The organism is Niveispirillum fermenti (assembly GCF_052474395.1).
The window spans coordinates 2,569,968-2,591,905 of the sequence record NZ_CP156681.1 but is presented as its reverse complement, the minus strand read 5'-3'; the positions used below and the strand labels follow the sequence as shown (position 1 = coordinate 2,591,905).

14 protein-coding genes, 2 pseudogenes and 1 other annotated feature are annotated in these 21,938 nt (G+C 62.8%); of the genes and pseudogenes, 11 read left to right on the top strand and 5 right to left on the bottom strand.

All coding sequences use genetic code 11. The features are described 5' to 3' along the window. Nucleotides 1-69: 69 nt before the first annotated feature. From ABC728_RS23200 to ABC728_RS23190, 3 genes are all read right to left on the bottom strand, one after another. Complete coding sequence (locus ABC728_RS23200) at nt 70-1,431, bottom strand: sensor histidine kinase (protein WP_416621999.1); 1,362 nt, start codon at nt 1,429-1,431, stop codon at nt 70-72. Beyond that, nucleotides 1,421-2,851, bottom strand: coding sequence for a sigma-54-dependent transcriptional regulator (locus ABC728_RS23195; RefSeq protein ID WP_416622000.1), 1,431 nt, complete (start codon nt 2,849-2,851; stop codon nt 1,421-1,423). Before ABC728_RS23195 ends, ABC728_RS23200 begins: the two co-directional genes overlap by 11 nt. 155 nt (nt 2,852-3,006) lie before the next feature. Next, a complete protein-coding gene (locus tag ABC728_RS23190; RefSeq protein WP_416622001.1) occupies nt 3,007-3,540 on the bottom strand; it encodes a SixA phosphatase family protein in 534 nt (177 codons plus the stop codon). A 205-nt stretch (nt 3,541-3,745) separates the two neighbouring features. Here ABC728_RS23190 and ABC728_RS23185 point away from each other — a divergent pair, with 205 nt between their 5' ends. The 6 genes from ABC728_RS23185 to ABC728_RS23160 all read left to right on the top strand — a co-directional run bounded on the left by ABC728_RS23185 (nt 3,746) and on the right by ABC728_RS23160 (nt 13,082). Beyond that, a complete protein-coding gene (locus tag ABC728_RS23185) occupies nt 3,746-5,872 on the top strand; it encodes an RNA degradosome polyphosphate kinase (protein ID WP_416622012.1) in 2,127 nt (708 codons plus the stop codon). Nucleotides 5,873-5,887: 15 nt separating this feature from the next. Further along, nucleotides 5,888-7,417, top strand: coding sequence for a Ppx/GppA phosphatase family protein (locus ABC728_RS23180; RefSeq protein ID WP_416622002.1), 1,530 nt, complete (start codon nt 5,888-5,890; stop codon nt 7,415-7,417). A 186-nt stretch (nt 7,418-7,603) separates the two neighbouring features. Then, complete coding sequence (locus tag ABC728_RS23175; protein ID WP_416622003.1) at nt 7,604-9,913, top strand: sensor histidine kinase NtrY-like; 2,310 nt, start codon at nt 7,604-7,606, stop codon at nt 9,911-9,913. 5 nt (nt 9,914-9,918) lie between these two features. Beyond that, nucleotides 9,919-11,325: a nitrogen assimilation response regulator NtrX gene (gene ntrX / locus ABC728_RS23170; RefSeq protein ID WP_416622004.1), complete on the top strand. Its 1,407-nt coding sequence runs from the start codon at nt 9,919-9,921 to the stop codon at nt 11,323-11,325. Between the two features lie 136 nt (nt 11,326-11,461). After that, complete coding sequence (locus ABC728_RS23165; protein ID WP_416622005.1) at nt 11,462-11,947, top strand: carboxymuconolactone decarboxylase family protein; 486 nt, start codon at nt 11,462-11,464, stop codon at nt 11,945-11,947. Nucleotides 11,948-12,101: 154 nt separating this feature from the next. Next, nucleotides 12,102-13,082, top strand: a complete 981-nt coding sequence (locus ABC728_RS23160) for an arsenic resistance protein (RefSeq protein ID WP_416622006.1) — start codon at nt 12,102-12,104, stop codon at nt 13,080-13,082. A 405-nt stretch (nt 13,083-13,487) separates the two neighbouring features. On the opposite strand, the gene ABC728_RS23155 is transcribed toward ABC728_RS23160, so the two are convergent. After that, a complete protein-coding gene (locus ABC728_RS23155) occupies nt 13,488-15,143 on the bottom strand; it encodes a pectate lyase (RefSeq protein WP_416622007.1) in 1,656 nt (551 codons plus the stop codon). 101 nt (nt 15,144-15,244) lie between these two features. After that, nucleotides 15,245-15,400: a hypothetical protein gene (locus ABC728_RS23150; protein WP_416622008.1), complete on the bottom strand. Its 156-nt coding sequence runs from the start codon at nt 15,398-15,400 to the stop codon at nt 15,245-15,247. Between the two features lie 34 nt (nt 15,401-15,434). Between ABC728_RS23150 and ABC728_RS23145 the strand changes: the two are divergent. The 5 genes and pseudogenes from ABC728_RS23145 to ABC728_RS23125 form a co-directional block, all read left to right on the top strand. Then, nucleotides 15,435-15,788, top strand: a pseudogene (locus ABC728_RS23145) (ATP-binding cassette domain-containing protein); the annotation flags it as partial. 448 nt (nt 15,789-16,236) lie between these two features. Continuing rightward, a complete protein-coding gene (locus ABC728_RS23140; protein ID WP_445376515.1) occupies nt 16,237-17,469 on the top strand; it encodes an HlyD family type I secretion periplasmic adaptor subunit in 1,233 nt (410 codons plus the stop codon). Beyond that, on the top strand, nt 17,466-18,293 hold the full coding sequence (locus tag ABC728_RS23135) for a hypothetical protein (protein ID WP_416622010.1): 828 nt from the start codon (nt 17,466-17,468) through the stop codon (nt 18,291-18,293). The genes ABC728_RS23140 and ABC728_RS23135 overlap by 4 nt, the downstream gene beginning before the upstream one ends. Before the next feature lie 383 nt (nt 18,294-18,676). Further along, a pseudogene (locus tag ABC728_RS23130) lies at nt 18,677-19,186 on the top strand (IS5 family transposase); the annotation flags it as partial. A gap of 1,060 nt (nt 19,187-20,246) precedes the next feature. Beyond that, nucleotides 20,247-21,475 (top strand): IS3 family transposase gene (locus ABC728_RS23125; protein WP_445376514.1). Its coding sequence is split into 2 segments (ribosomal slippage): nt 20,247-20,541 and nt 20,541-21,475, totalling 1,230 coding nucleotides; the frame shifts between segments, so codons are not numbered across the junction. Continuing rightward, nucleotides 20,528-20,644, top strand: a sequence feature (AL1L pseudoknot). Its footprint overlaps the gene before it by 117 nt. Nucleotides 21,476-21,938: the final 463 nt, after the last annotated feature.

The window sequence follows — 21,938 nt, the reverse complement described above, 5'->3', positions numbered from 1 at the left end:
CGGGTGAAATCTTCCCGCAGCGTATCACACCCCCGCGCCGCTGTCGCATGCGCGGCATGGACGGAAGGGTCAGAAACGCAGCGTGAAGACGGTGCCGCCATCAGGGTCGGGAGACATGTTGATGCTGCCGCCATGGGCCAGCATCACCTGCCGTGCCAGCGACAGGCCCACGCCGGACCCCTCGCGCTTGGTCGTGTAGAAGGGGATGAAGATTTTCTCCGCCACCTCCGACGGGATGCCGGGGCCGTTGTCGCCGACATTGATGACGACATGGCCGCCCTCATCCAGATGCGCGGTCAGGCGGATGCGGTGCCCGCCGCGGCGCGGTTCCATACCTCTCATGGCCTCCACGGCATTCTTCAGCAGGTTGATCAGGACCTGTTCCACCATGTCCGTATCGGCCTGCAACTCCAGTTGCGGCGGCAGGACAAGGACTTCCAGGCCGATACCATGGTCCTGCGCAGCCGGAGCCATCAGGCGTTGCAGGCGCTCCGTGATCTCCTTGACCTTCATGCGTGACAATTGCGGCTTGGGCACAGAGGTGAACTGGCGGTACCGCTCCACAAAGCGCAGCAGGCTGCCGCTGCGCCGGGCGACGGTATCGACCGCCATCTCGGCGTCGGCAATCTCCTCCGCCAGTTCGGGCTGGTCGGCCGCCTTCTCGCGCAGGTCCGTCAGCACGCCCTGCGCCGTGCGCGTCAGCGATGCGATGGGGGTCAGCGAATTCATCATCTCGTGCGTCAGTACGCGCACCAGATCCTGCCAGGCCCTGACCTCGGTGGCCTCCAGGTCGCCTGCGATGTTCTGCAGGGACAGCAGCAGCCGGGATTCGCCCCCCAGGATCAGGCGCGTGGCCGTGACGGTCAGTTGCTGCGGCCCGACACTGCTGCCGGCTGCCACGCGAATCAGGCTGCGGCTGCCGGGCGCCAGCTTGCACAGCGCATCGGTCAGCAACTGGCCGTCCGTGGTCCGCCGGCTCAATTCCTCCGGGCCCAGCAGCCGGTGGGCGAAATTGTTCAGCAGTTCCACCCGCCCGTCCTCATAGACGGCGGCCAGCGCCACGGGCACATGGTTCAGCATGGCGTGCAGATAATCCGCCTGCTGTTCCGATGTCGCCCGGCTGCGCCGGAACTTCTCCATCACCTGGTTGATGGCGGTGCCCAATTCCTCGAAGCCCGCCCCCTGCCGGCCCAGCGCGAAGGTCTGGGTGAAATCGGAATGCGCGATGGCGCCCAGGAACCGGGCAACCTCGCGATTGGTGCGGGTCACGGCCCGCAGCAGCCCCCCCACCTGGGCCAGGATGGCCAGCCCCACCAGAAAGCTGGTGGCGCGGAAACTGGTCTCCACCAGCATGATGCCCAGCAGCATGGATGAAAGCGCCAGCAACGCCACCCGCACCGTGACATTCAGCTCGAAGCGCTTATAGCCCATGCTTTTCCATCCGGCGGTAGAGGGAGGCGCGGGTGATGCCCAGATCCTGGGCCGCGTGGCTGATATTGCCCTGATGCTTGGCCAGCGCCTTGCGGATGGCCTCCCGCTCCACCGCTTCCAGGTCAAGCGTGTCCAGCACCAGCGCCGCGTCCGCCCCCTGTCCCCGGCCGGCAACCGCCAAGGCGGGTGCAGCGGCCGGCGGTGTCTGGCCGGCGGTGGAGGGCAGGGAGAAATCGTCGGCTTCCAGCACCGGCCCGGCCGACAGGATCATGGCCCGTTCCACCGCGTGGCGCAGCGCGCGCACATTGCCCGGCCAGCGATAGGCCAGAAGCCGGGGAAGGGCCGCCGGCGACACCTTTTTCGGCGGCATGTTGTATTTGCGGGCATAGATCGCCACGAAATAGTCGATCAGGGCCGGTATATCCTCCGCCCGGTCGCGCAGCGGCGGCAGGTGCAGTTCAACCGTGTTGATGCGATAGAGCAGGTCCTGGCGGAACACGTCCTCCCGCGACAATTGTTCCGGCGGCATGTTGGTGGCACTGACCAGTCGCACATCGATGGCAACCGGCTTGGTGCCACCCACGGGGATCACCACGCGCTGTTCCAGGACGGACAGCAGCTTGGATTGCAGGTAGAGCGGCAGGTTGCCGATTTCATCCAGGAACAGGGTGCCGCCATTGGCCGCGACCAGACGGCCGACCCGGTCCTCCTTGGCATCGGTGAAGGCGCCTTTCTTATGGCCGAACAGTTCACTTTCAAACAGGCTCTCCGACACCGATCCCAGATCGACAGAGACGAACACCCGGTCGCGCCGGCGCGACCGGCGGTGGATTTCCCGCGCGATCACTTCCTTGCCGGTGCCGTTCTCGCCCAGGATCAGGACATTGGCTTCCGTCGGTGCGGCCCGGTCCAGCAGGGCGAAGATGCGGGCCATGGCCGGGGCGCCGCCGATGATGGCGTTAGGTGTGCCATCCAGCGTGGCGGACGCCAGTTCCTTAGTGGTGGCATTGGCCTGCTCGGCTTCCCGCCGTGACGCCGTCAGCTTCAGCGCCGATGACAGGGTGGCCAGCAGCCGTTCATTCTGCCACGGCTTCAGCACGAAATCGGCGGCCCCCTGCTTCATGGCCTCCACCGCGGTGCCGACATCGCCATAAGCGGTGATCAGCACGACCGACAGGGCGGGGTCGAGTTCCACGATGCGTTTCAACCACTGGAACCCTTCCCGCCCCGTATTGGCGCCGATGGCGAAATTCATGTCCAGCAGCACGGCGTCGAACGCGCCTTCCTGCAGCAATTGCGGAATGCGATCGGGCCGCGGTTCGGTGTGGCAGAGAATGCCTTCGCGTTTCAACATCAGCCGGGCGGCGACGAGGATATCCTCGTCATCATCCACGACCAGCACACGCGGCTGCTTCGTCATTGTTTCTTCCATGGGCTGCGACTGTTCGGAAACGTACAGTTTTTATGGGCCGATGGCGAGGATGCTGGGCGCCGGCAACTGCCGGCGGCGGGACCAATCAGTCCGCTGCCGGACAAGCCGGTGGTACGCGCATCATTCCAGGTCATGAGGCCCGGTCATGGAGCCAGATCGCGGGGGCGGGTCAAACCCGTCAGCGTGGCAAGGCCCCAGCGCAGGTCGCGCCATGCCGTTGGTGCGGGAATGGATATCTCCACGAAGGAACAGGTCGGAAGCTTTTCGGCCAGGGCGGCCCGCAACACGGAATCGCCCCGGTCGCACAGGTCACGGGCCAGAAGCTGGAAATCGGGATTATGCCCCACCATCAGCACGGCACCCGTCTCCTCCCCCAGCGCCTTCAGCCGGTCCAGCAGCGCTTCCTCTCCGCACAGATAAAGGCCGCGTTCGAAATCCACGGCGGGCAAATCGTCCTTCCAGACCGCCGATACGATGTCCAGCGTGGCGCGGGCGCGCACAGCCGTGGAGCACAGAACCCGGTCGGGGCGGGGCGGCCCGCCCTTGCGCACCGCCCAATAATTCGCCATCGTCGCGGCAGCCTTCTGGCCACGCGGGTTCAGGGGACGGTCATGATCGGGCAACCGCGGGTCGGTCCAGTCCGATTTCGCATGCCGCAGCAGGTAGAGTGTTTTCATGACGACTTCGCGCAAGGGAACGGGAAACGGGACGACAGGGCAGGTTCGCCGCCGGCGCAGGCCGGCTGTCAAGGGCGTACCCGAAACCGTCACACAAACAACATATACTGACGCCGTTCCCCCGGACCAGAAGGACGAAAAGACCGTGAACGCCGTGCCCCATGCGTTGCCCGCCGAAGCCGCCGCCGCATCCGCCGACGGCCCGGTGCCCGGCAGCATCCCGCATAACAGCCCGGAACGCTTCATCAACCGGGAGCTTTCCTGGCTGGCCTTCAACCAGCGTGTGCTGGAAGAGGCCTATAACGCCCAGCACCCGCTGCTGGAACGGCTGCGCTTCCTGTCCATTTCGGCCAGCAATCTGGATGAATTCTATATGGTGCGCGTGGCCGGCCTGAAAGCGCAGGTGGCGGCCAAGGTGACCACGCCTTCGGACGACAACCTGACCCCGGCCCAGCAACTGGCCGCCATCAATTACCGGGTGACGGAGGTCATGCGCGACCAGCAGGCCTGTTGGCTGATGCTGCGCCAGGCGCTGCGCGCATCGAGCATCGCCGTCATCGACCCCGAAGAACTGACGGCCGCCGAGCATGACTGGCTGGAAGCGCGGTTCATCGACGAGATCTTCCCCGTCCTGACGCCCATCGCCGTGGACCCGGCGCACCCGTTCCCCTTCGTTCCCAACAGCGGATTTGCCCTGGCGCTCCGGCTTTTCGACCCGCAGAAGGGAACGAACCTGGATGCGCTGGTGCTGCTGCCGCAGCAATTGGAACGGTTCATCCGCCTGCCCGGCAACGATGTGCGCTATGTGCTGCTGGAACAGGTGGTGCTGACCTTCATCTCCCGCCTGTTCCCGCCCTTCTTGCTGAAGGGCCATGGTGTGTTCCGGGTGCTGCGCGACAGCGAGATGGAGATCGAGGAAGAGGCCGAAGACCTTGTCCGCACGTTTGAAAGCGCGCTGAAGCGCCGCAAGCGCGGCAGCGTGATCCGGCTGGCGGTCAATGCCGGCATGTCGAAGGAACTGCGCGCCTTCCTGATCGATGAATTGAAGGTGAGCGCCGATGATGTGTTCGTGCTGGACGGGCTGATCGGGCTGGCCGACACCAAGCAGATCATCAGCGACGACCGTCCCGACCTGCTGTTTCCGCCCTACAATGCCCGCTTCCCCGAACGTATCCGCGATTTCGGCGGTGATTGCTTCGCGGCCATCCGGCAGAAAGACATCGTCGTCCATCACCCGTTCGAAAGTTTCGACGTGGTGGTGCAGTTCCTGCGCCAGGCGGCGGCCGATCCCAATGTGCTGGCCATCAAGCAGACGCTCTACCGTACCTCCAAGAACAGCCCCATCGTGGCGGCGCTGATCGATGCGGCCGAACAGGGAAAATCCGTGACGGCCCTGGTGGAACTGAAGGCCCGTTTCGACGAGGAGGCCAATATCCGCTGGGCGCGCGACATGGAACGGGCCGGGGTGCAGGTCGTCTACGGCTTCGTGGATCTGAAGACCCATGCCAAGGTCTCGCTGGTGGTGCGCCGCGAAAGCCATGGTCTGCGCACCTATGTGCATTTCGGCACCGGCAACTATCACCCGATCACGGCCAAGGTCTATACCGACCTGTCCTTCTTCACCTGCGACGTGGCGCTGGGCCATGATGCCGCGCACATGTTCAACTACATGACCGGCTATGCCACGCCGCGCGCCCTGGAGAAAATCTGCATCGCGCCCATCACCTTGCGCCAGCGGCTGGTCGATCTGATCGACGCGGAGATCGCACATGCCAAGGCCGGCCGTCCCGCCCATATCTGGGTGAAGCTGAACAGCCTTGTCGATGCGAGGCTGATCGACAAGCTGTACGAGGCATCGCAAAAGGGCGTGAAGATCGAGCTGGTCATCCGGGGCATCTGCTGCCTGCGGCCCGGCGTGCCGGGCCTGTCGGAGAATATCCACGTGAAGTCCATCGTCGGCCGTTTCCTTGAACATGGCCGCGTCATGTGCTTCGGCAACGGCCATGGCCTGCCGTCGGCACAGGCGAAGATCTACATCTCCTCGGCCGACTGGATGCCCCGCAACCTGGACCGCCGTATCGAGACCCTGGTGCCGATCGAGAACCCCACGGTGCATCAGCAGGTGCTGGACCAGATCATGGTCGCGAACCTGAAGGACAATACGCAAAGCTGGGTGCTTCTGCCCGACGCGACATACCGCCGCGTCGAGCCCTGCCTGGAAAGCTTCAACGCCCATACCTATTTCATGACAAATCCCAGCCTCTCGGGCCGTGGTAGTGCCACGACGGAGGCACGGCTTCCACCGAAACTGGTATTGAGCAATTCCCTCTAAGCCGGCATTTTACCGATGTTGTCACTGAAAGCGGATCGCCTGAACGTGGATCACGCCCATGCCGACGATCGCCTCGCGGTCATTGATGTCGGTTCCAATTCGATGCGCTGCGTCGTCTACGAAAAGCTGACCCGGTCCCCGGTTGCACTTTTCAACGAGAAGGTTCTGCCCAGCCTGGGCCGGACCGTGGAGCGCACGGGCCGGCTCAATCCGGAAGGGGTTGTGCTGGCGCTGGACAATCTGGTCCGGTTCCGGCGGCTGCTGGAAGGAATGCAGGTCCGGCGCATCGACGTGCTGGCCACGGCCGCCGTGCGCGACGCAGCGGACGGACCCGATTTCGTGGCGGAGATCACGCGCCGCACGGGCTTCCATGTCGATGTTCTTTCAGGAGAGGAGGAGGCACGGCTGGCCGCCATGGGCGTTCTGTCCGGCGCCCCCAATGCCGAGGGGCTCGCCGGCGACCTTGGCGGCGGCAGCCTGGAACTGGTGTTGCTGGAGAAGGGGGAGATCGGGGCCCAGGTGACGACCCCGCTGGGGCCGCTTCGCCTGATGGAGGCAACGGACGGCAAGCCGGGGCCCGCAGCCAAGCTGATCGACCAGCATTTGTCGCGGCTGGATTGGCTGTCACGGGGCAAGGGGCGCACCTATTATCCCGTGGGCGGGGCCTGGCGCGCCCTGGCCAAGATGCATCTGGAGCAGGTCAACCACCCGCTGCATATCATTCACCAGTACGGTGTCGATGGCGCCGCCATGGCGGATTTCGCCGGCACGGTGGCCCGCGCCGGCCGCAGCAGCCTAGAGAAAATGCCCGGCGTGTCCAAGCGCCGCCTGGACATGCTGCCGCTGGCGGCCCTGGTCATGGAACGGGTGCTGAAGGCGGTGCAGCCGGGCAGGGTGGTCTTTTCCGCCTATGGCCTGCGTGAAGGCCATCTCTACGATCTGCTCGACCCGGCCGAGCGCCGGCAGGACCCGCTGATAACGGCATGCGAGGATGTGGCCGAGCGGATCGGCCGCTTCGGCCATGCGGAAATCCTGTCCGACTGGACGGCCCCGCTGTTTGCAGGTGAGGACCCGGCCGCCCGGCGTCTGCGCCAGGCCGCCTGTCTCCTGTCGGACCTGGGCTGGGCCGAACATCCGGATTACCGTGCGGAGCATGCCTTCCTGCGCATCCTGCGCATGCCCTTTGCGGGGGTGGACCATGCGGAGCGTGCCTTCCTGGCCACTGCCGTCCATGTCCGCTATGCTGGCACCATGGAAAGTCCCATCCTGTCCACGGCGCGCAGCCTGCTGAAGGAAGGGGCGCTGGCCCGGGCCTATATTCTGGGGCTGGCACTGCGGCTGGCCCATACGCTGACAGGCGGTGCTGCCACGCTTCTGCAGCGTACATTGCTGCGGCTGGGCGATGCCCGGCTGACCCTGCTGCTGCCGGAGGATGCCGCCATGCTGACGGGCGATTCGGTGCAGCGCCGCCTGGATGCATTGGCCCGGTCATTGAACCGTACCGGTGAAATCACGGTGCAGACGGGACCCAAACTGGCCCGATGACCGGTTGTGATGGTGCAATGGGATACGCTGTTGCAGCTTTATCACGTTGCGGGCTGGCGCGCGGTGTAGCTTTCTGGTAACAGTTTTGACCAGACAAGCCGTTCCGCCAACCCAAGGTCGTGCCTTGCCCCAGTTCGGATCGTCCCTTTCCCAGGATCGGACCCCATGGCCGCAGGGGGGACGCGCATGACCACGACGGTGTCCGGCATGTCCTCCCGGCCGGAAGGCCCCAGGCCGGAGGGCTTGTGGCGACGGGCGCTTCATTGGTCGCGCGGCCGGCACATTTCCATGATGCTGGGCATTGCGCTGACCATCGCCGCCATCGCGGCCGGGGCGGCCACCTATGCGGCACTGACCGAAACGCTGCCCGTCGCCATCGACCAGAATACCCTGATGCTGTTGCTGACGCTGGACGGCGTGCTGCTGCTGCTGCTGGGGGCCGTGGTCGCACGGCGCATCGTGGCTTTGTGGGTTGAAAAGCGGCGTGGTCTGGCCGGCTCGCGCCTGCATATGCGGCTGGTGGCCGTCTTCTCCATCCTGGCGGTGGCGCCGGCCATCATCATGGCCATATTCTCGGCCTTGTTCTTCTATGTCGGCCTGCAAAGCTGGTTTTCCGACCGTGTCCGCCTGGTCGTGGACGAATCGCTGGCGGTGGCCGAGGGCTATCTGAAGGAACATCAGCTCACATTGTCCCGCGATGCGGAGGTGATGCGCAACGATCTGGCCCGCCTGCCTCTCAACATCTATTGGGACCCGCCGCGCTTCCGGCAATATTTCCAGTCACAAGCCCTGATGCGCAACGTGACGGAGGCTGTGATCTTCGACGGCACCGGTCAGGTCACGGCCGTGTTCGGCCTGGGATTCGCCTTCGATTTCACCACCGTCCACGCCGAGGATCTGGAGCGCGCCCGCAAGGGCGAGGTGGTGCTGATCGTCAGCGAAGGTGGCAACCGCGTGAATGCCATCGTCCTGCTGGACCTGGATTTCGACCGGTTCCTGTTCATCGGCCGGCCCGTGGAAAGCCGCGTGCTGGAACATATGGACGTCACGCAGAGCGCCGTTCAGGAATATCGCCATATGGAGGAGCAGCGCTTTGCGCTGCAGACCCGCATGGCGGTGATCTTCGTGGGCGTGGCCGTGCTGCTGCTGCTGGCCGCCATCTGGCTGGGGCTGAATTTCGCAACCTATCTGGTCTCGCCCATTTCGGCCCTGATCGCCGCGGCGGAACGCATCCGTGCCGGTGACCTGACGGCCCGCGTGCCCGACAGCGCGCTGGAGCCCGAGGACGAGCTGGTGACGCTGTCCCGCGCCTTCAACCGCATGACCAGCCAGTTGGAAAGCCAGCGGTCCGAACTGGTGGAGGCCAACCGGCAACTGGATCTGCGCCGCCGCTTCACCGAGGCGGTGCTGGCCGGCGTGTCGGCCGGCGTGCTGGGCCTGGACCAGCAGGGGCGCATCAACCTGCCCAACCTGTCGGCAGCCACGCTTCTGTCGGTGGGCGATCCCGCCTCGCTGATCGGGCGCGACCTGCTGGAGGTGGCGCCGGAACTGGACGAGTTGATGGGCAATATCCGCCGCCGCGGCAGCCGGCAGGTCGAGGGCCAGGTTCAGTTGCGCCGGGCGGGGCAGTTGAAGACCCTGCTGGTCCGTGTCGCGGCCGAAATCGTGGCGGGGGAGGTGAAGGGCTATGTCGTCACCTTCGATGATGTGTCCGAGCTTCTGTCGGCCCAGCGCAAGGCGGCCTGGGCCGATGTCGCACGGCGCATCGCGCACGAGATCAAGAACCCGTTGACCCCCATCCAGCTTTCGGCGGAGCGGCTGCGCCGCAAATACCTGAAGGAAATCAACAGCGATCCCGATACGTTCAAGGCGATGACGGACACGATCGTACGCCATGTGGACGATATCGGCCGCATGGTGGACGAATTCTCGGCCTTCGCCCGCATGCCGCAGCCCGTGATGAAGCCGACGGCCATGCAGGATCTGACGCGGCAGTCGGTGCTTTTACAGGCCAGCGCCTATCCGGCGATCCGGTTCAATTGCCTGATGCCCGACGCGCCGCTGGTGCTGACCTGCGACAGCCGGCAGATCGGTCAGGCGCTGACCAATCTTCTGAAGAATGCCGGCGAGGCCATCGAAGGCCGGCTGGAGGAAACGCCGCCGGGCGCCGATCGCGTGCCCGGCGAAATCACGGCCCGCATCCAGGTGGATGATGAACGGGTCCTTCTGGCGGTTGAGGATAACGGCAAGGGCCTGCCGGACACGGAGGAGCGTGACCGGCTGACCGAGCCTTATGTGACCACGCGGGTCAAGGGCACGGGCCTTGGTCTCGCCATCGTGAAGAAAATCATGGAGGACCATGGCGGCGCGCTGCTGCTGGAGGACCGGCCGGGCGGCGGCGCCCGTGTCACGCTGGTCCTGCCACGCAACATCGCGCCCAGTGCTACCGCACCGGTCCCTCCTGAACAGAACGCCGCACAGGCGCGGAAGGGTTGAAGAACATGGCGCACGACATTCTCATCGTCGATGACGAAGCGGACATCCGCATGCTGATCGCCGGCATCCTGGAGGATGAAGGCATGAAGACGCGGGAGGCGGCGGATGCCGACCAGGCACTGGCCGCCGTTGCCGCCCGCCGGCCCAGCCTTGTCATCCAGGACATCTGGCTGCAGGGCAGCCGGCTGGACGGGCTGCAGGTGCTGGCTGAACTCAAGCGCGACCATCCCGACGTGCCCGTCGTCATGATCTCCGGCCATGGCAATATCGAGACGGCCGTGGCGGCCATCAAGTCCGGCGCCTATGACTTCATCGAAAAGCCGTTCAAGGCCGACCGGCTGCTGCTGCTGGTGGAACGCGCCATCGAGGCGGCGCGTCTCAAGCGGGAGAATCGTGAACTGCGCGTGAAGGTGGGCGCCGATTTCGAGTTGATCGGCCGGTCCCTGCCCGTGAACCAGTTGCGCCATTCGGTGGAGAAGGTGGCCCCGACGGGCAGCCGCGTGCTGGTGTCGGGACCGCCGGGGGCGGGCAAGGAAGTGGTGGCCCGCATGCTGCACGCCAAGTCGCGCCGTGCCGATGGCCCCTTTGTGGCCCTGAACTGCGCCACCATGCGGCCCGACCGGCTGGAAGTGGAACTGTTCGGTACGGAGCATGGGTTCGAGGGCGGGGGTCGCAAGGTCGGCACCTTCGAACAGGCCCATGGCGGCACCCTGTTCCTGGACGAGGTTGCGGACATGCCGCTGGAAACCCAGGGCAAGATCGTGCGCGTCCTTCAGGAACAGACGTTCGAGCGGGTCGGCGGCGCCTCGCGGGTGGAAGTGGATGTGCGCGTCATCGCCTCCACCAACCGCGACCTGACGGCGGAGATCGAACAGGGCCGGTTCCGCCAGGACCTGTTTTACCGCCTGTCCGTGGTGCCGCTGAAGATGCCGCCGCTGCGCGACCGGCGGGAGGATATCCCGCTGCTGGCCCGGCACTTCATGCAGCGCACGGCCGAAAGCGCCGGCCTGCCCGTGCGCGTGTTCGGAGAGGATGCAATGGCCGCGCTCCAGGCGTATGACTGGCCCGGCAACGTGCGGCAATTGCGCAATACCGTGGAATGGCTGCTGATCATGGTGGCCGGCGATCCGGGAGAGCCGATCCGCGCCGACATGCTGCCGCCGGAAATCGGCGCCATCACCCCCACTGTGCTGAAATGGGACAAGGGCGGCGAGATCATGGGCCTGCCCCTGCGGGAAGCACGCGAGGTGTTCGAGCGCGAATATCTCCTGGCCCAGGTCACGCGCTTCGGTGGCAACATCTCCCGCACGGCCAGCTTCGTGGGCATGGAACGTTCCGCCCTGCACCGCAAGCTGAAATCGCTGGGCGTGCATGGCAATGACAAGAACGGCCTCAAGCTGACGGTGGAGTGATCATTCCCTCCCTTTCTCATGAGATTGGTTAGCCGTTCTTACCGGTTTGGAAAGAACGGGGCGGCTTCCCCGTGATGGCAGCCTGGCCCATCCTGTCCCCCGTCCGGCCAAGGGGCCGGCTTGCAAGGAGGCAGAAATGGGTGTTCGCAGCCGGATTTACCGTCAGGCATTCCATGGGGCCGTTGCGGTCGGGTTGTTATCCGCGGGTCTTTGCGCTGCGGCACGCGCCCAGCCGGAAGACGAGCGGCAACAGCGCGGTGCCGCGATCATCGCCCGGTTGAACAAGGACCGGCCCCAGCCGGCCCTGGAAGCGATGCGCGGGGAGTTCCCGTTTCTGGCCGATGCCACGCAGGGCTATGCGCTGGGCGATGTCTGGTCGCGGCCGGGGCTGGATGACCGAACGCGCCAACTGGCTGCCGTTGCCGTCTTCGCTGCGATGGGGGAGCGGGCATTCATGACCATCCATGCCGGCTATGCCCTCAACCTTGGCGTGACGGAGGATGAATTGAAGGAGATCATTTACATGGTCACCGTGCCGGCCGGTTTCCCCCGTGCCATCGCCGCTTCCCAGGCGCTGTCGTCCCTATTCGCCGAACGCCGGGCCGCGGTGGAGAGGCCTTGAAGGTGTGAAACCTTCCCCCGGGACGAATTGAGCCCCCGCGCAGACGCCGATCCCGTCTCGATATATCGCCTCCATTGTCTCGCCCCCGCCATCAGTATGCTACAAACCCGCTGCCCGCCCGCGTGGCGGCCCCGCAGGGATCCGGATCGGGTGGATGATGGTGACGGATATTCGTGGCTGGCTGGAACACCGGCAGATCGGGATTTACGTCGCGGCCGTCGCGGCGGCAGCAGGCGCAGGGCTGGTGTCGGGCGGGCTGGCGGGACTGGAGGGTGCCATCAACCCGGCGCTGGCCCTGATGCTGTTCGTGACCTTCCAGCAGGTGCCCGTGGCGGAAATGGGCCGGGCCTTTGGGCAGGCACGGTTCCTGGTGGTGCTGCTGTTGGTCAACTTCATCCTGCTGCCGTTGCTGGTGGCGTTGCTGGTTCGCCTGTTGCCGGATGATCCGCTGGTCCGGTTAGGGGTGATGCTGGTGCTGCTGACACCCTGCATCGATTATGTCGTCACCTTTTCCCATCTGGGCCGGGGTGACGCGCGGCTGTTGCTGGCATCCACGCCTGTGCTGCTGGTGGTGCAGATGTTGCTGCTGCCCCTCTATCTCCGGCTGTTCCTGGGGCAGGGGGCCGCCGGCCTGGTCCAGGCCGGGCCGTTCCTGCATGCCTTTCTGTGGCTGATCGCTGTGCCGCTGTTGCTTGCCTTTCTGGTGCAGGTCGGGGCGGCGCGCAGCCGGAGGGGGGAGCAGCTGGCCCAGGGGCTGGGCTATCTGCCTGTGCCGGCGACGGCACTGGTCCTGTTCATCGTTGTGGCGGCGGTCGTGCCGCAGCTTGGCGCGGCCATCGAAGGGGCGTGGCGGGTGGTGCCCGTCTATATCGCGTTCGCCGTGCTGGCACCGGCCATCGGGTGGGGGACCGGGCGGCTGTTCGGGCTGGCGGCACCGGCCGGCCGGGCGGTGGCCTTCAGCGCCGGCACACGCAATTCGCTGGTCGTGCTGCCGCTGGGGCTGGCAGTGCCGGGGGCGGTGCCGCTCCTGCCCGCCATCATCGTCACGCAGACGCTGGTCGAACTGCTGTGCGAGCTTGCCTATATCCGCATCATGCCGGGACTGGGGCGCGCGGACGGGCAGACGCAGTCCTGATCCGTGTATCCCGGCATTCCGGCCCGCCGGGGCATTAAACTATTTTGCGGTGATCAGAACCTGTTGGTTCTGATCACCGCCCTCAAATTGCCGGGCGCCACCATTCGTTGGCTTGGCGACGCCCCACGAGCGGCGCGGCAGCAGTCGCCGCCGGACCAACTTGCGATGAGTACTCCTCATCGCAAGTTGGTATTATACCAATCTCCCTTGATCGTGACCGATCAAGGGAGATTTAGTGTTCCCTCAATTGCCGGGCGGCGGCATCCGCCGCCTTGGCTCACGGCGCATGAGCGCCGGGCTGGCAGTCGCCAGCCTCCAACCTCCCTAAAGGTCAACCTTTAGGGAGGTTGGTATTATACCCCGGCGGGCCGGCTTTCAGGTCTGGCCCGTTTGCCGGCACCGGCATTACCGGCCCAGCGCCTTGATGAGTTCGCCCATATTATGGACGAACAATTGCGTGGAGATGCCCTCCACGGGATAGTCGGTTGTGTAGGGTGAGGTGTCGCTGGGGTCCCCCACACGGGTTGTGCGGTATTCGCCGCCCACGGGTGTGCCGGGGCCGTCGCCGGTATAGGGGTTGGAGGTGGTTGTCAGCAGGCCCGGCCAATAACCACGATCGTTGAGCCCGGCCAGAATCTGCGCAATCTGCGCGGGATCGGGGACCGTGATCGCCGCATCCGGCCGGATCATGTCGAACACGTCCACATCGCGCAGGCTGAAATAGCGGGGCAGGGCATAGGTGCCGGGTTTGGCCAGCAGCGGGGACCCGCGCGAAACCTCCGGCCCGGGTATCGCGGCCAGCCGTTCATATTCGGCCCGCAGGCCGGCCGTATCGATGCTGCGGAACGATCCGTAATGGCCGACCAGTTCGGTCGGATTGCCATCGGCGTAATATTCGCCATTGATCACGTTCGATCCGCGCCGGTGCAGGTAGAGCGGTCGTCCCTCACCGATGGTGATGAAGGTCGGATGGGTGCGCCCGCCCGCCCGCAGGTTGGCGGGGGCCTGCACCTTGTCCAGCCACTCCAGCGCCTCGGGCACGCGGGACAGGTATTTGCCATCACCCGTCAGCCGGTAGAAGGCGAGCAATTGCTTGATATTGCTGGCTGTCGTGTGGGTGGCGAAGGCTTCCGGCTCATAGGTGCGCGCTCCCGCCGGCTTCAGGCTGTCCTGGAAATGCTGCAGGCCCCAGGCCGGCTGCGGTTGCGGCTGCTGTGTGGCCAGGAAAATATCCATGCCGCGCCGGATCGGATCCAGCAGCTTGCGGTCGCCCAGTGTCTGATAGGCGAAGATCAGCACCTCCAGATTCTCCCCCGCCACATCATCGTTGAAAGTGATGTAGCCGGTATAATCCGGGCGCCCATGCACCCCGCCATCCTCGACCAGGGGGAATCGCTGAGGCCAGCCGCCATTGGGATATTGCGCATCCAGGATGAAGCTCAGCGCCTTGTTCAGCGCCGTGTGCACCGTCCTGTCCTTGCGGTCCGCCAGATGCAGGCGCAGCAGCAATTGCGCCGCTTCGGCTGTGCCCGCGTCATCAAAGGTGCCATTGCCGTAATAATGATGGAATTCCTCCATCCGCCACGCATTCCGGCCATAGGTGGCGTACCAGCGCTGCTCCGCTTCCGGTCCCGCCGTGTCGATGACATAGTTCCAGCCGCCGCTGGGCAATTGCCCCTTGATCAGGGCGCCGGCCGCCGTGCGGGCCGCATCCAGATACCATTTATCGCCCGTGGCCTGATATGCATCCAGAAACAGGTGTCCAACCGTGGCCGTGCCGGGCGGCTGCACCCAGATCATGGTCGGGCTGGCCTCCAGTTCCCCCCAGCGGCGGGAGAAATCAGGCAGATACTGCCAGACATAGCCGCCATTGACGGCCGCCTCCTCTGTCATGAAACGGGCCGCACGCTTCATCGCGGCCTCTATCACTGCACGGGCGGGTGCTTGCACCTGCTGCTGCGCGGTGGGGGATGTGGCTGGCGGCTGGGCCAGGGCAGGGCCTGCCAGCAGCAGGGCGGTGCAAGCGCAGAAAAGAGTACGCCTGAAAGCGGCGATCGACATGGCGAGGGTCTCCGGGGCTTCTTCCAGGATGGCTCTGACGGCCACCTCATGTCGAGTTTAAGCATATATGACACCGGTTTCCTAGGGGGGCTTGGGCGCCTTCATAAAAAAATGTCACCGGTGTCAAAGCCGCTGGCGCATGGTTTGGAGAAATATCGTGCCGCAACCGCATCCAGAAATTTCCAAAGGCTGCAGAAGATCGGGCCATGCGGGTGCCCATTCATCCCCACCAGTTCCATCCGCTGCGGGCTCTGCATATGATGACGTTCCGCACTGATCCGGCCCGGGGAGGTGCTGGGCATCGTCGGTCCCAGCGGGTCCGGCAAATCCACCCTGACGAAGCTGGTCCAGCGGCTTTACGTGCCGGAAGCCGGGCGGGTGATGGTGGACGGGGTTGACCTGTCCATGGTTGACCCGGCCTGGTTGCGCCGGCAGGTGGGCGTGGTCCTGCAGGAGAATATCCTGTTCAACCGGACCATCCGGGAGAATATCGCACTGGCCGACCCGGCCATGCCGATGGAGCGGGTGGTGGCCGTGGCACGGATGGCCGGCGCCCATGAATTCATCTGCGAACTGCCCCAGGGTTACGATACGCTGGTGGAGGAGCGGGGCGGCAACCTGTCGGGTGGCCAGCGTCAGCGGGTCGCCATCGCGCGGGCGCTGGCGACCGACCCGCGTATCCTGATCTTCGATGAGGCGACGAGCGCGCTGGATGCGGAGAGCGAGGCCGTGATCCAACGCAACCTGGCCCATATGGCCAAGGGCCGCACGGTGCTGATCATCGCCCACCGGCTGTCTGCCATCCGCCGCTGTCACCGCATTGTCACCATCGAGAATGGTGCGGTGACGGAAATGGGCGACCATGCCGCCCTGCTTCAGCGCGGTGGACGCTATGCGGCGCTGTGGCGCGAGCAGATGCGCGGGGGGAAGCATGATGGGCAGCCTGCGCCTGCATCTCGATATGCTGGCCGACAGTTGGAGGGCCGAAACGGAGCGGCGGCGCACGCAGCGCCGGGAGCGGCTGGAGACGGATTTCCTGCCCGCTGCGCTGGAGGTCACGGAAACGCCGCCTCCGCCGGCCGGGCGCGCGGTGATGTGGCTGATCATCCTGGCGGCCGCGGGGGCCATCGCCTGGGCCTTCCTGTCGGAGGTGGAAATGGTGGCCGTGGCGGAAGGGCGCATCATCCCGACGGCACGCCTGCAGGCGGTGGAAGCGGCGGAGGCCGGAATTGTCCGCGCCATCCTGGTGACGGAGGGACAGCGCGTGGCGCGGGGACAGCCGCTGGTCCGGCTTGATGCCACGCTGTCCGATGCCGATGAGGCGGCGGCGCGGGCGGATTTGTCGGCCGCCCTGCTGCAACGCGCTCGTGCGGTCGCCCTGCTGGCGCATTCCCTGGGCGGGGAGGCACGGTTCCACCCGCCACCCGGCGCAGCGCCGGACGCGGCGGCGGCGGAAGAACAGGCGGTGACCGCCCGCATTGCCGAGCATCTTTCGCGCCGCGCCGGCCTCGCGCAGCGGCGGGCGGGGGCGGCCCATGCCGTGGCGGAAGCGGAACTGGAGAAGCTGGAGCAATTGCTGCCTCTGATCGAGGCGCAGCACGCGGCCCAGGCCGAACTGGCGGCCAAGGGGCTTTCCCCGGCGCTGCGTGTGCTGCAATTGCAGGAACGGGTGGTGGCGGTCCGCCAGGACAAGGCGGTGCAACAGGCCCGCGCCAGGGAGACGATGGCGCAGGCGGCCATGCTGGACCGGGAGATGGCCCAGACCGACGCGGAGTTCCGCGCCCGGGCGGCGGCGGAACAGGCGGAGGCCGAAGCCGTGATCGCCACCCGCAGCGAACTGGTGAAGAAAGCCGAGCAACGTACCACTTTACAGGTATTGACCGCCCCTACCGATGGCGTAATAAACGAAATATCAGTCACTTCCACGGGTGAGGTGCTGGAGGTGGGCGCGCGTGTCGCCACACTTGTGCCGGCGGACAGTGCGCTGGTGGTGGAAGCCCTGGTGCTGAACAAGGATGCGGGCCATGTGCGACAGGGGATGGAAGTGGCGGTGAAGATCGAGAGCTTTCCCTTTACGCGGCATGGCATCCTGCATGGCACCGTGGAGCATCTGTCGGCGGATTCGGTGCTGGATCAGGCCCGTGGCTTGGTCTTCCCGGCCCGCATCCGCCTGACGGCAGGGGGCGTGACGGACCGCGGAGAACATCTGCACCTGTCCCCTGGACTGACGGCAACGGCCGAGATTGTCACGGGTTATCGTACCGTGGCCGATTATGTGCTGTCGCCGATCGCCAGGGCAGCCAACGAGGCGGGGAGGGAGAGGTGAGAGCAATAATCGGACTTGTCATAATCAACTGGGTGCTTTGTGCAACGGCTGCCGCTGGCTCTTTGAACGAGAGTATCGCTGCGAGCTTGTCAAGCTTTGGACTCTGTGAAATAAATTTCCATACAGCGAGGTACGAATGTAGATCAAAGGAAGAATCAGGATACTTTTTTGGGATTTTTCCGCAGTATGCACACATGTGGGGAGAGAAGGCCGGAGAAGTTTCACATATACCAGATATAGTCGCATATAACAATTTCGATAGAAATGTTACAGTAAACAATATTTATAAATGTGATAAAGAAAAATACTGGTGCGAATATTTTAATAATCAGCATGATGTTGAGCGGATATTTCAGAGGAATATTAATGATAGCAGAATAAGTAATGACGAAATTATAGCTCATATTGTTGCAATTGGGTATATGTACAGAATAGATGAATATGTAGATTTTATTTCTGGATATGATAAAACAATTAAATCAGAATTCAATTCAGATGCAACTGTATATGATATTTCTCGCAAAATAGCGTGCTCTGTGCGAAAGAGTATGTGCGACTCAGAGTATATTGAGGCCATCTCAGGTATGCCTGTTATAGGAATGGCTTATGAGTATCTTCGATCCTCGCTCCTAAGTACGGTCTATTTGAATTCTATCAAAAGTGGTATATGGTTTGATCTTCCGGATTTAAATTACTTTGGGTGGGGCACTCTTGAGATGTTGAGTTTCAAATATGGGCATTTCCGCAACGCAGAGATGGCTGCACGAGAAAGTATCAAGTTAAGTAAGCTTTCCGCTGATGCAATTAAAGAAAGGAGAAAGTAGATGTCGACAGCATGCTATGATAGTGATTCTGGAAATGTTATCCTTCCAGGTAGAAATATTGGGACTTATTAAGTCCCTTAATTCATTGAAATAACAAACAAAAATTCAGTTTTTCATGTGTCATTCATAGAAAATGCAATTAACTTTATATTTGATCCATCGTTTTATAATGCAAACCCAATACGACAAATGCTATGATGATAGAAGTGTTGGTTCATACAAAATTGATTTTATCTATGATGTCGACGGACCAAACAAACTTTATGCTGGAATTTGGCTTAGAGCCTGATCCGAAATTAAGTTGAGTGTTATCAGTGGGTTATCTTGACAGCGCTCCCTATCGGTGATTCAGGGGTTTCGCCAAAACCAACCGTGCATCTTTGATGTGGACTGATACCACCCGCGCCCTTCATGCCCGCAACGGCCTTGCTTTGCCAAGCGATTTGACCGAAGCGGAGTGGTCTTTGCTGGAACCGCTGCTGCCTGCTGCGTCCTCTGTCGGGCGTCCGCGGAAATGGCCGTTGCGCCGGATTGTGGAGGCGATCCTTTATCTGTTGCGCGGCGGCCTGCCTTGGCGGATGCTGCTGCCTTGTTTCCCGCCGGTCTCGACGGTGCGGCGCTGGTTCTACCTGTGGCGTGACAATGGTCTGTGGCTCACGGTCAACCATGTCCTGCTGATGGCGATGCGTGAGCAACAAGGCCGTGATGCCAGCCCAACCGCTGGCGTGATCGACAGCCAGAGCGTCAAAACCACGGAATCCGGCGGTCCGAGGGGATATGACGCCGGGAAGAAGATCAGAGGACGCAAGCGCCATAACCTCACCGACACCCAAGGCAATCTCGTCCATGCCCTCATCCACACTGCCGACATCCAGGACCGCGACGGCGCGCCGAAGTCTTCCGAACGTCGTCGATCGAGGCCGTTCTCGAAAAATGCGAGCAGTTCTTCAAGCTGATGCCAAGCCCATCGCAGGAAGCAAGCGCACCGTCAGAGATTTGAACCGTGTTGCGGTTTACTCCAGAGCCTACAAGCCCAGCCTGCGGCTGGGTCCTGGTCAGATCGAAACGTTGTGCGGCGACGACCGGTCCCGGCGCGCTTGCGTCGCGTAGGCGCCGCGCGCCGGACCTCGGTCGCGCATGCCAACCATCGTGGACACTACGGATATCAATGTTCACGACGTGCCTGGATGTGCCAGAATCGCAACGTCGTTTACGTCCCTTACACAGCCAAAACCGCTCCGGGTATTTCCAATTAAGGCGATTTCGCTTAGTGTTGCGTAAATGCAGGCCCTTGATAAGGTAAAAAATTCAAGCAGATAGCTTGTTTTGCTTTGATGCGAGTGCTGTGGCACTGTTATATGGTGTTGCAAGCTAACTAGATACAGCTGTTGCACCTCTGATGGTGCTGGAGCCCAAAAATTTTCCGTCGACGCCGGTCAATCTCCACGTACTTACTGATCCAAGTCGCCTCGCTCCTGCCAGAATGTTCCAGGCGATGACGTGCATCCGTTTGCCCTGGAGGCGCAGGAAGTCGAGTACGTTGGTGCGGCCGGCAGACCGGTTGACGTGGATGAGGCAGCCCAGGCTCTCTGTCTCGTTGGAACGACGCCGCGTGTCCTGAAAGGGCACGGGGACGTTGGCGGGATGGGTGTTCCATGAGCCTATCTCAGCGTTTCATATCCGGTTGATCGGAGGATTATGATCTCGTTGCATCATACGGGAGATCAGATCACCCAAGGCAGAGCGTCGGATGCGCCTTTCTCGCGGCCTCCAATCTGAGAGCAGCCCCATCGCGAGCAGGTCGGGGCCGACGGAGATCATATCCTCACCGGTCTCTTCTCGAACAAGTTCATTTATGAAGTCGAAGTCCTTCCCATCATAGAGGTCCAAAAGCTGTAGGTGAACCGGTCCGGGATTGTCGGCGGCTCCAACTCCTGAGAGGATGGGGCTACGATGAGCAAGACAACGAACAAATTTTCGGCTGAGGTCCGCGAGCGGGCTGTTCGGCTGGTGCTGGACCACGAGAAGGATCATCCGTCGCGATGGGCGGCAGTTTCATCCGTGGCATCCAAGATCGGGTGTTCGGCGCACACGCTGAATGAATGGGTCAAGAGAGCCGAGGTAGAAAGCGGCAGCCGTGCTGGCATTCCGCTGGATGTGCTGGAGAAGTTGAAGGCGCAGGAGCGGGAGATCCGTGAGCTGCGCCAGGCGAATGAGATCCTGCGCAAGGCATCGGCATATTTCGCGATGGCGGAGCTCGACCGCCGACAGAAATGATGCTGGGCTTCATCGATGCCCACCGCCAGGAATACGGGGTCGAGCCGATTTGCGAGGTTTTGCCAATCGCCCCGTCAACTGTGCGTCGGCATGCGGCCCGCGCCGCTGATCGGGCCAAACTGCCGGCGCGGGCACAGCGCGATATCGGCTTGAAGGCCGCTATCCGCCGGGTGTTCGAAGAGAATTTCCAGGTCTATGGGGTGCGCAAGGTGTGGCGGCAGTTGCAGCGCGAGGGCATCCAGGTGGCGCGCTGCACGGTCGCGCGGCTGATGCGGGAGATGGGCCTGCGCGGTGCCATCCGTGGAAAGCCGGTGAAAACCACCATTGCCGACAAGGCCTTACCCTGTCCGCTGGATCGGGTGAACCGGCAATTCCGGGCGGACAGGCCCGATCAACTGTGGCTTTCTGATTTCACGTATGTGTCCACCTGGAGCGGGTTCGTCTATGTGGCTTTCATCATCGACGCCTTTGCCCGGCGGATCGTCGGCTGGCGAGTGTCCCGGACGGCCGACGCCGGTTTTGTCCTGGATGCCCTGGAGCAGGCCCTGCACCAGCGCCGACCGAAGGGGAAATCCGGACTGGTTCACCATTCGGACCGGGGCAGCCAATATTTGTCCATCCGATACACCGAGCGGCTGGGGCTGGCCGGCATCGAACCGTCGGTCGGCAGCGTCGGCAATTCATACGACAATGCCTTGGCCGAAACCGTCAACGGCCTCTACAAGGCGGAGGTCATTCACAGGCGAGGACCGTGGAAATCCTTTGAAGCCGTGGAATACGCAACCCTCGAATGGGTCGACTGGTTCAACAACCGACGCCTGCTCGAGCCTATCGGAAATATCCCGCCCGCAGAGGCCGAACAACGCTATCATGACGCCGTGAGCATTCAGCAAATGGCAGCATGACTCACGAACTTTTGCCGCCGACAATCCCGGCGCGGTTCAGTTCTATAAACATCAGATTTGACAACAGGTAGCTGTGCTATGTAATTTTCTAGGCCAATTTGCCAGGATCCGATGTGCAATGTACAAAACGATCTAAGCATAGACTTAAGTGCGTTTGCCTCAACGCTAGATAATGCTGGGGATATTTTCTCCATCCAGTATGATCTAAATTTTGGAGGCGTAAGAATTATACAATTTAATAGGAGTTCGTCCCCCAACTTTTCAATGGATCTCGACATTGAAGAAAACAGAATGGTGACGTAGGTCACGTCTGATTTTCCCAGAAAATCCACAATTAAATGCTTGAATAGATGTCGAAATGGTTCTGATAGCCGTCTGAAATCCAACATAGATGTCTGACCATCACAGTGGATAGGCCAACATTTCTCGTCTGCAAGATCACGCAAGGAATGCATTTCATCCA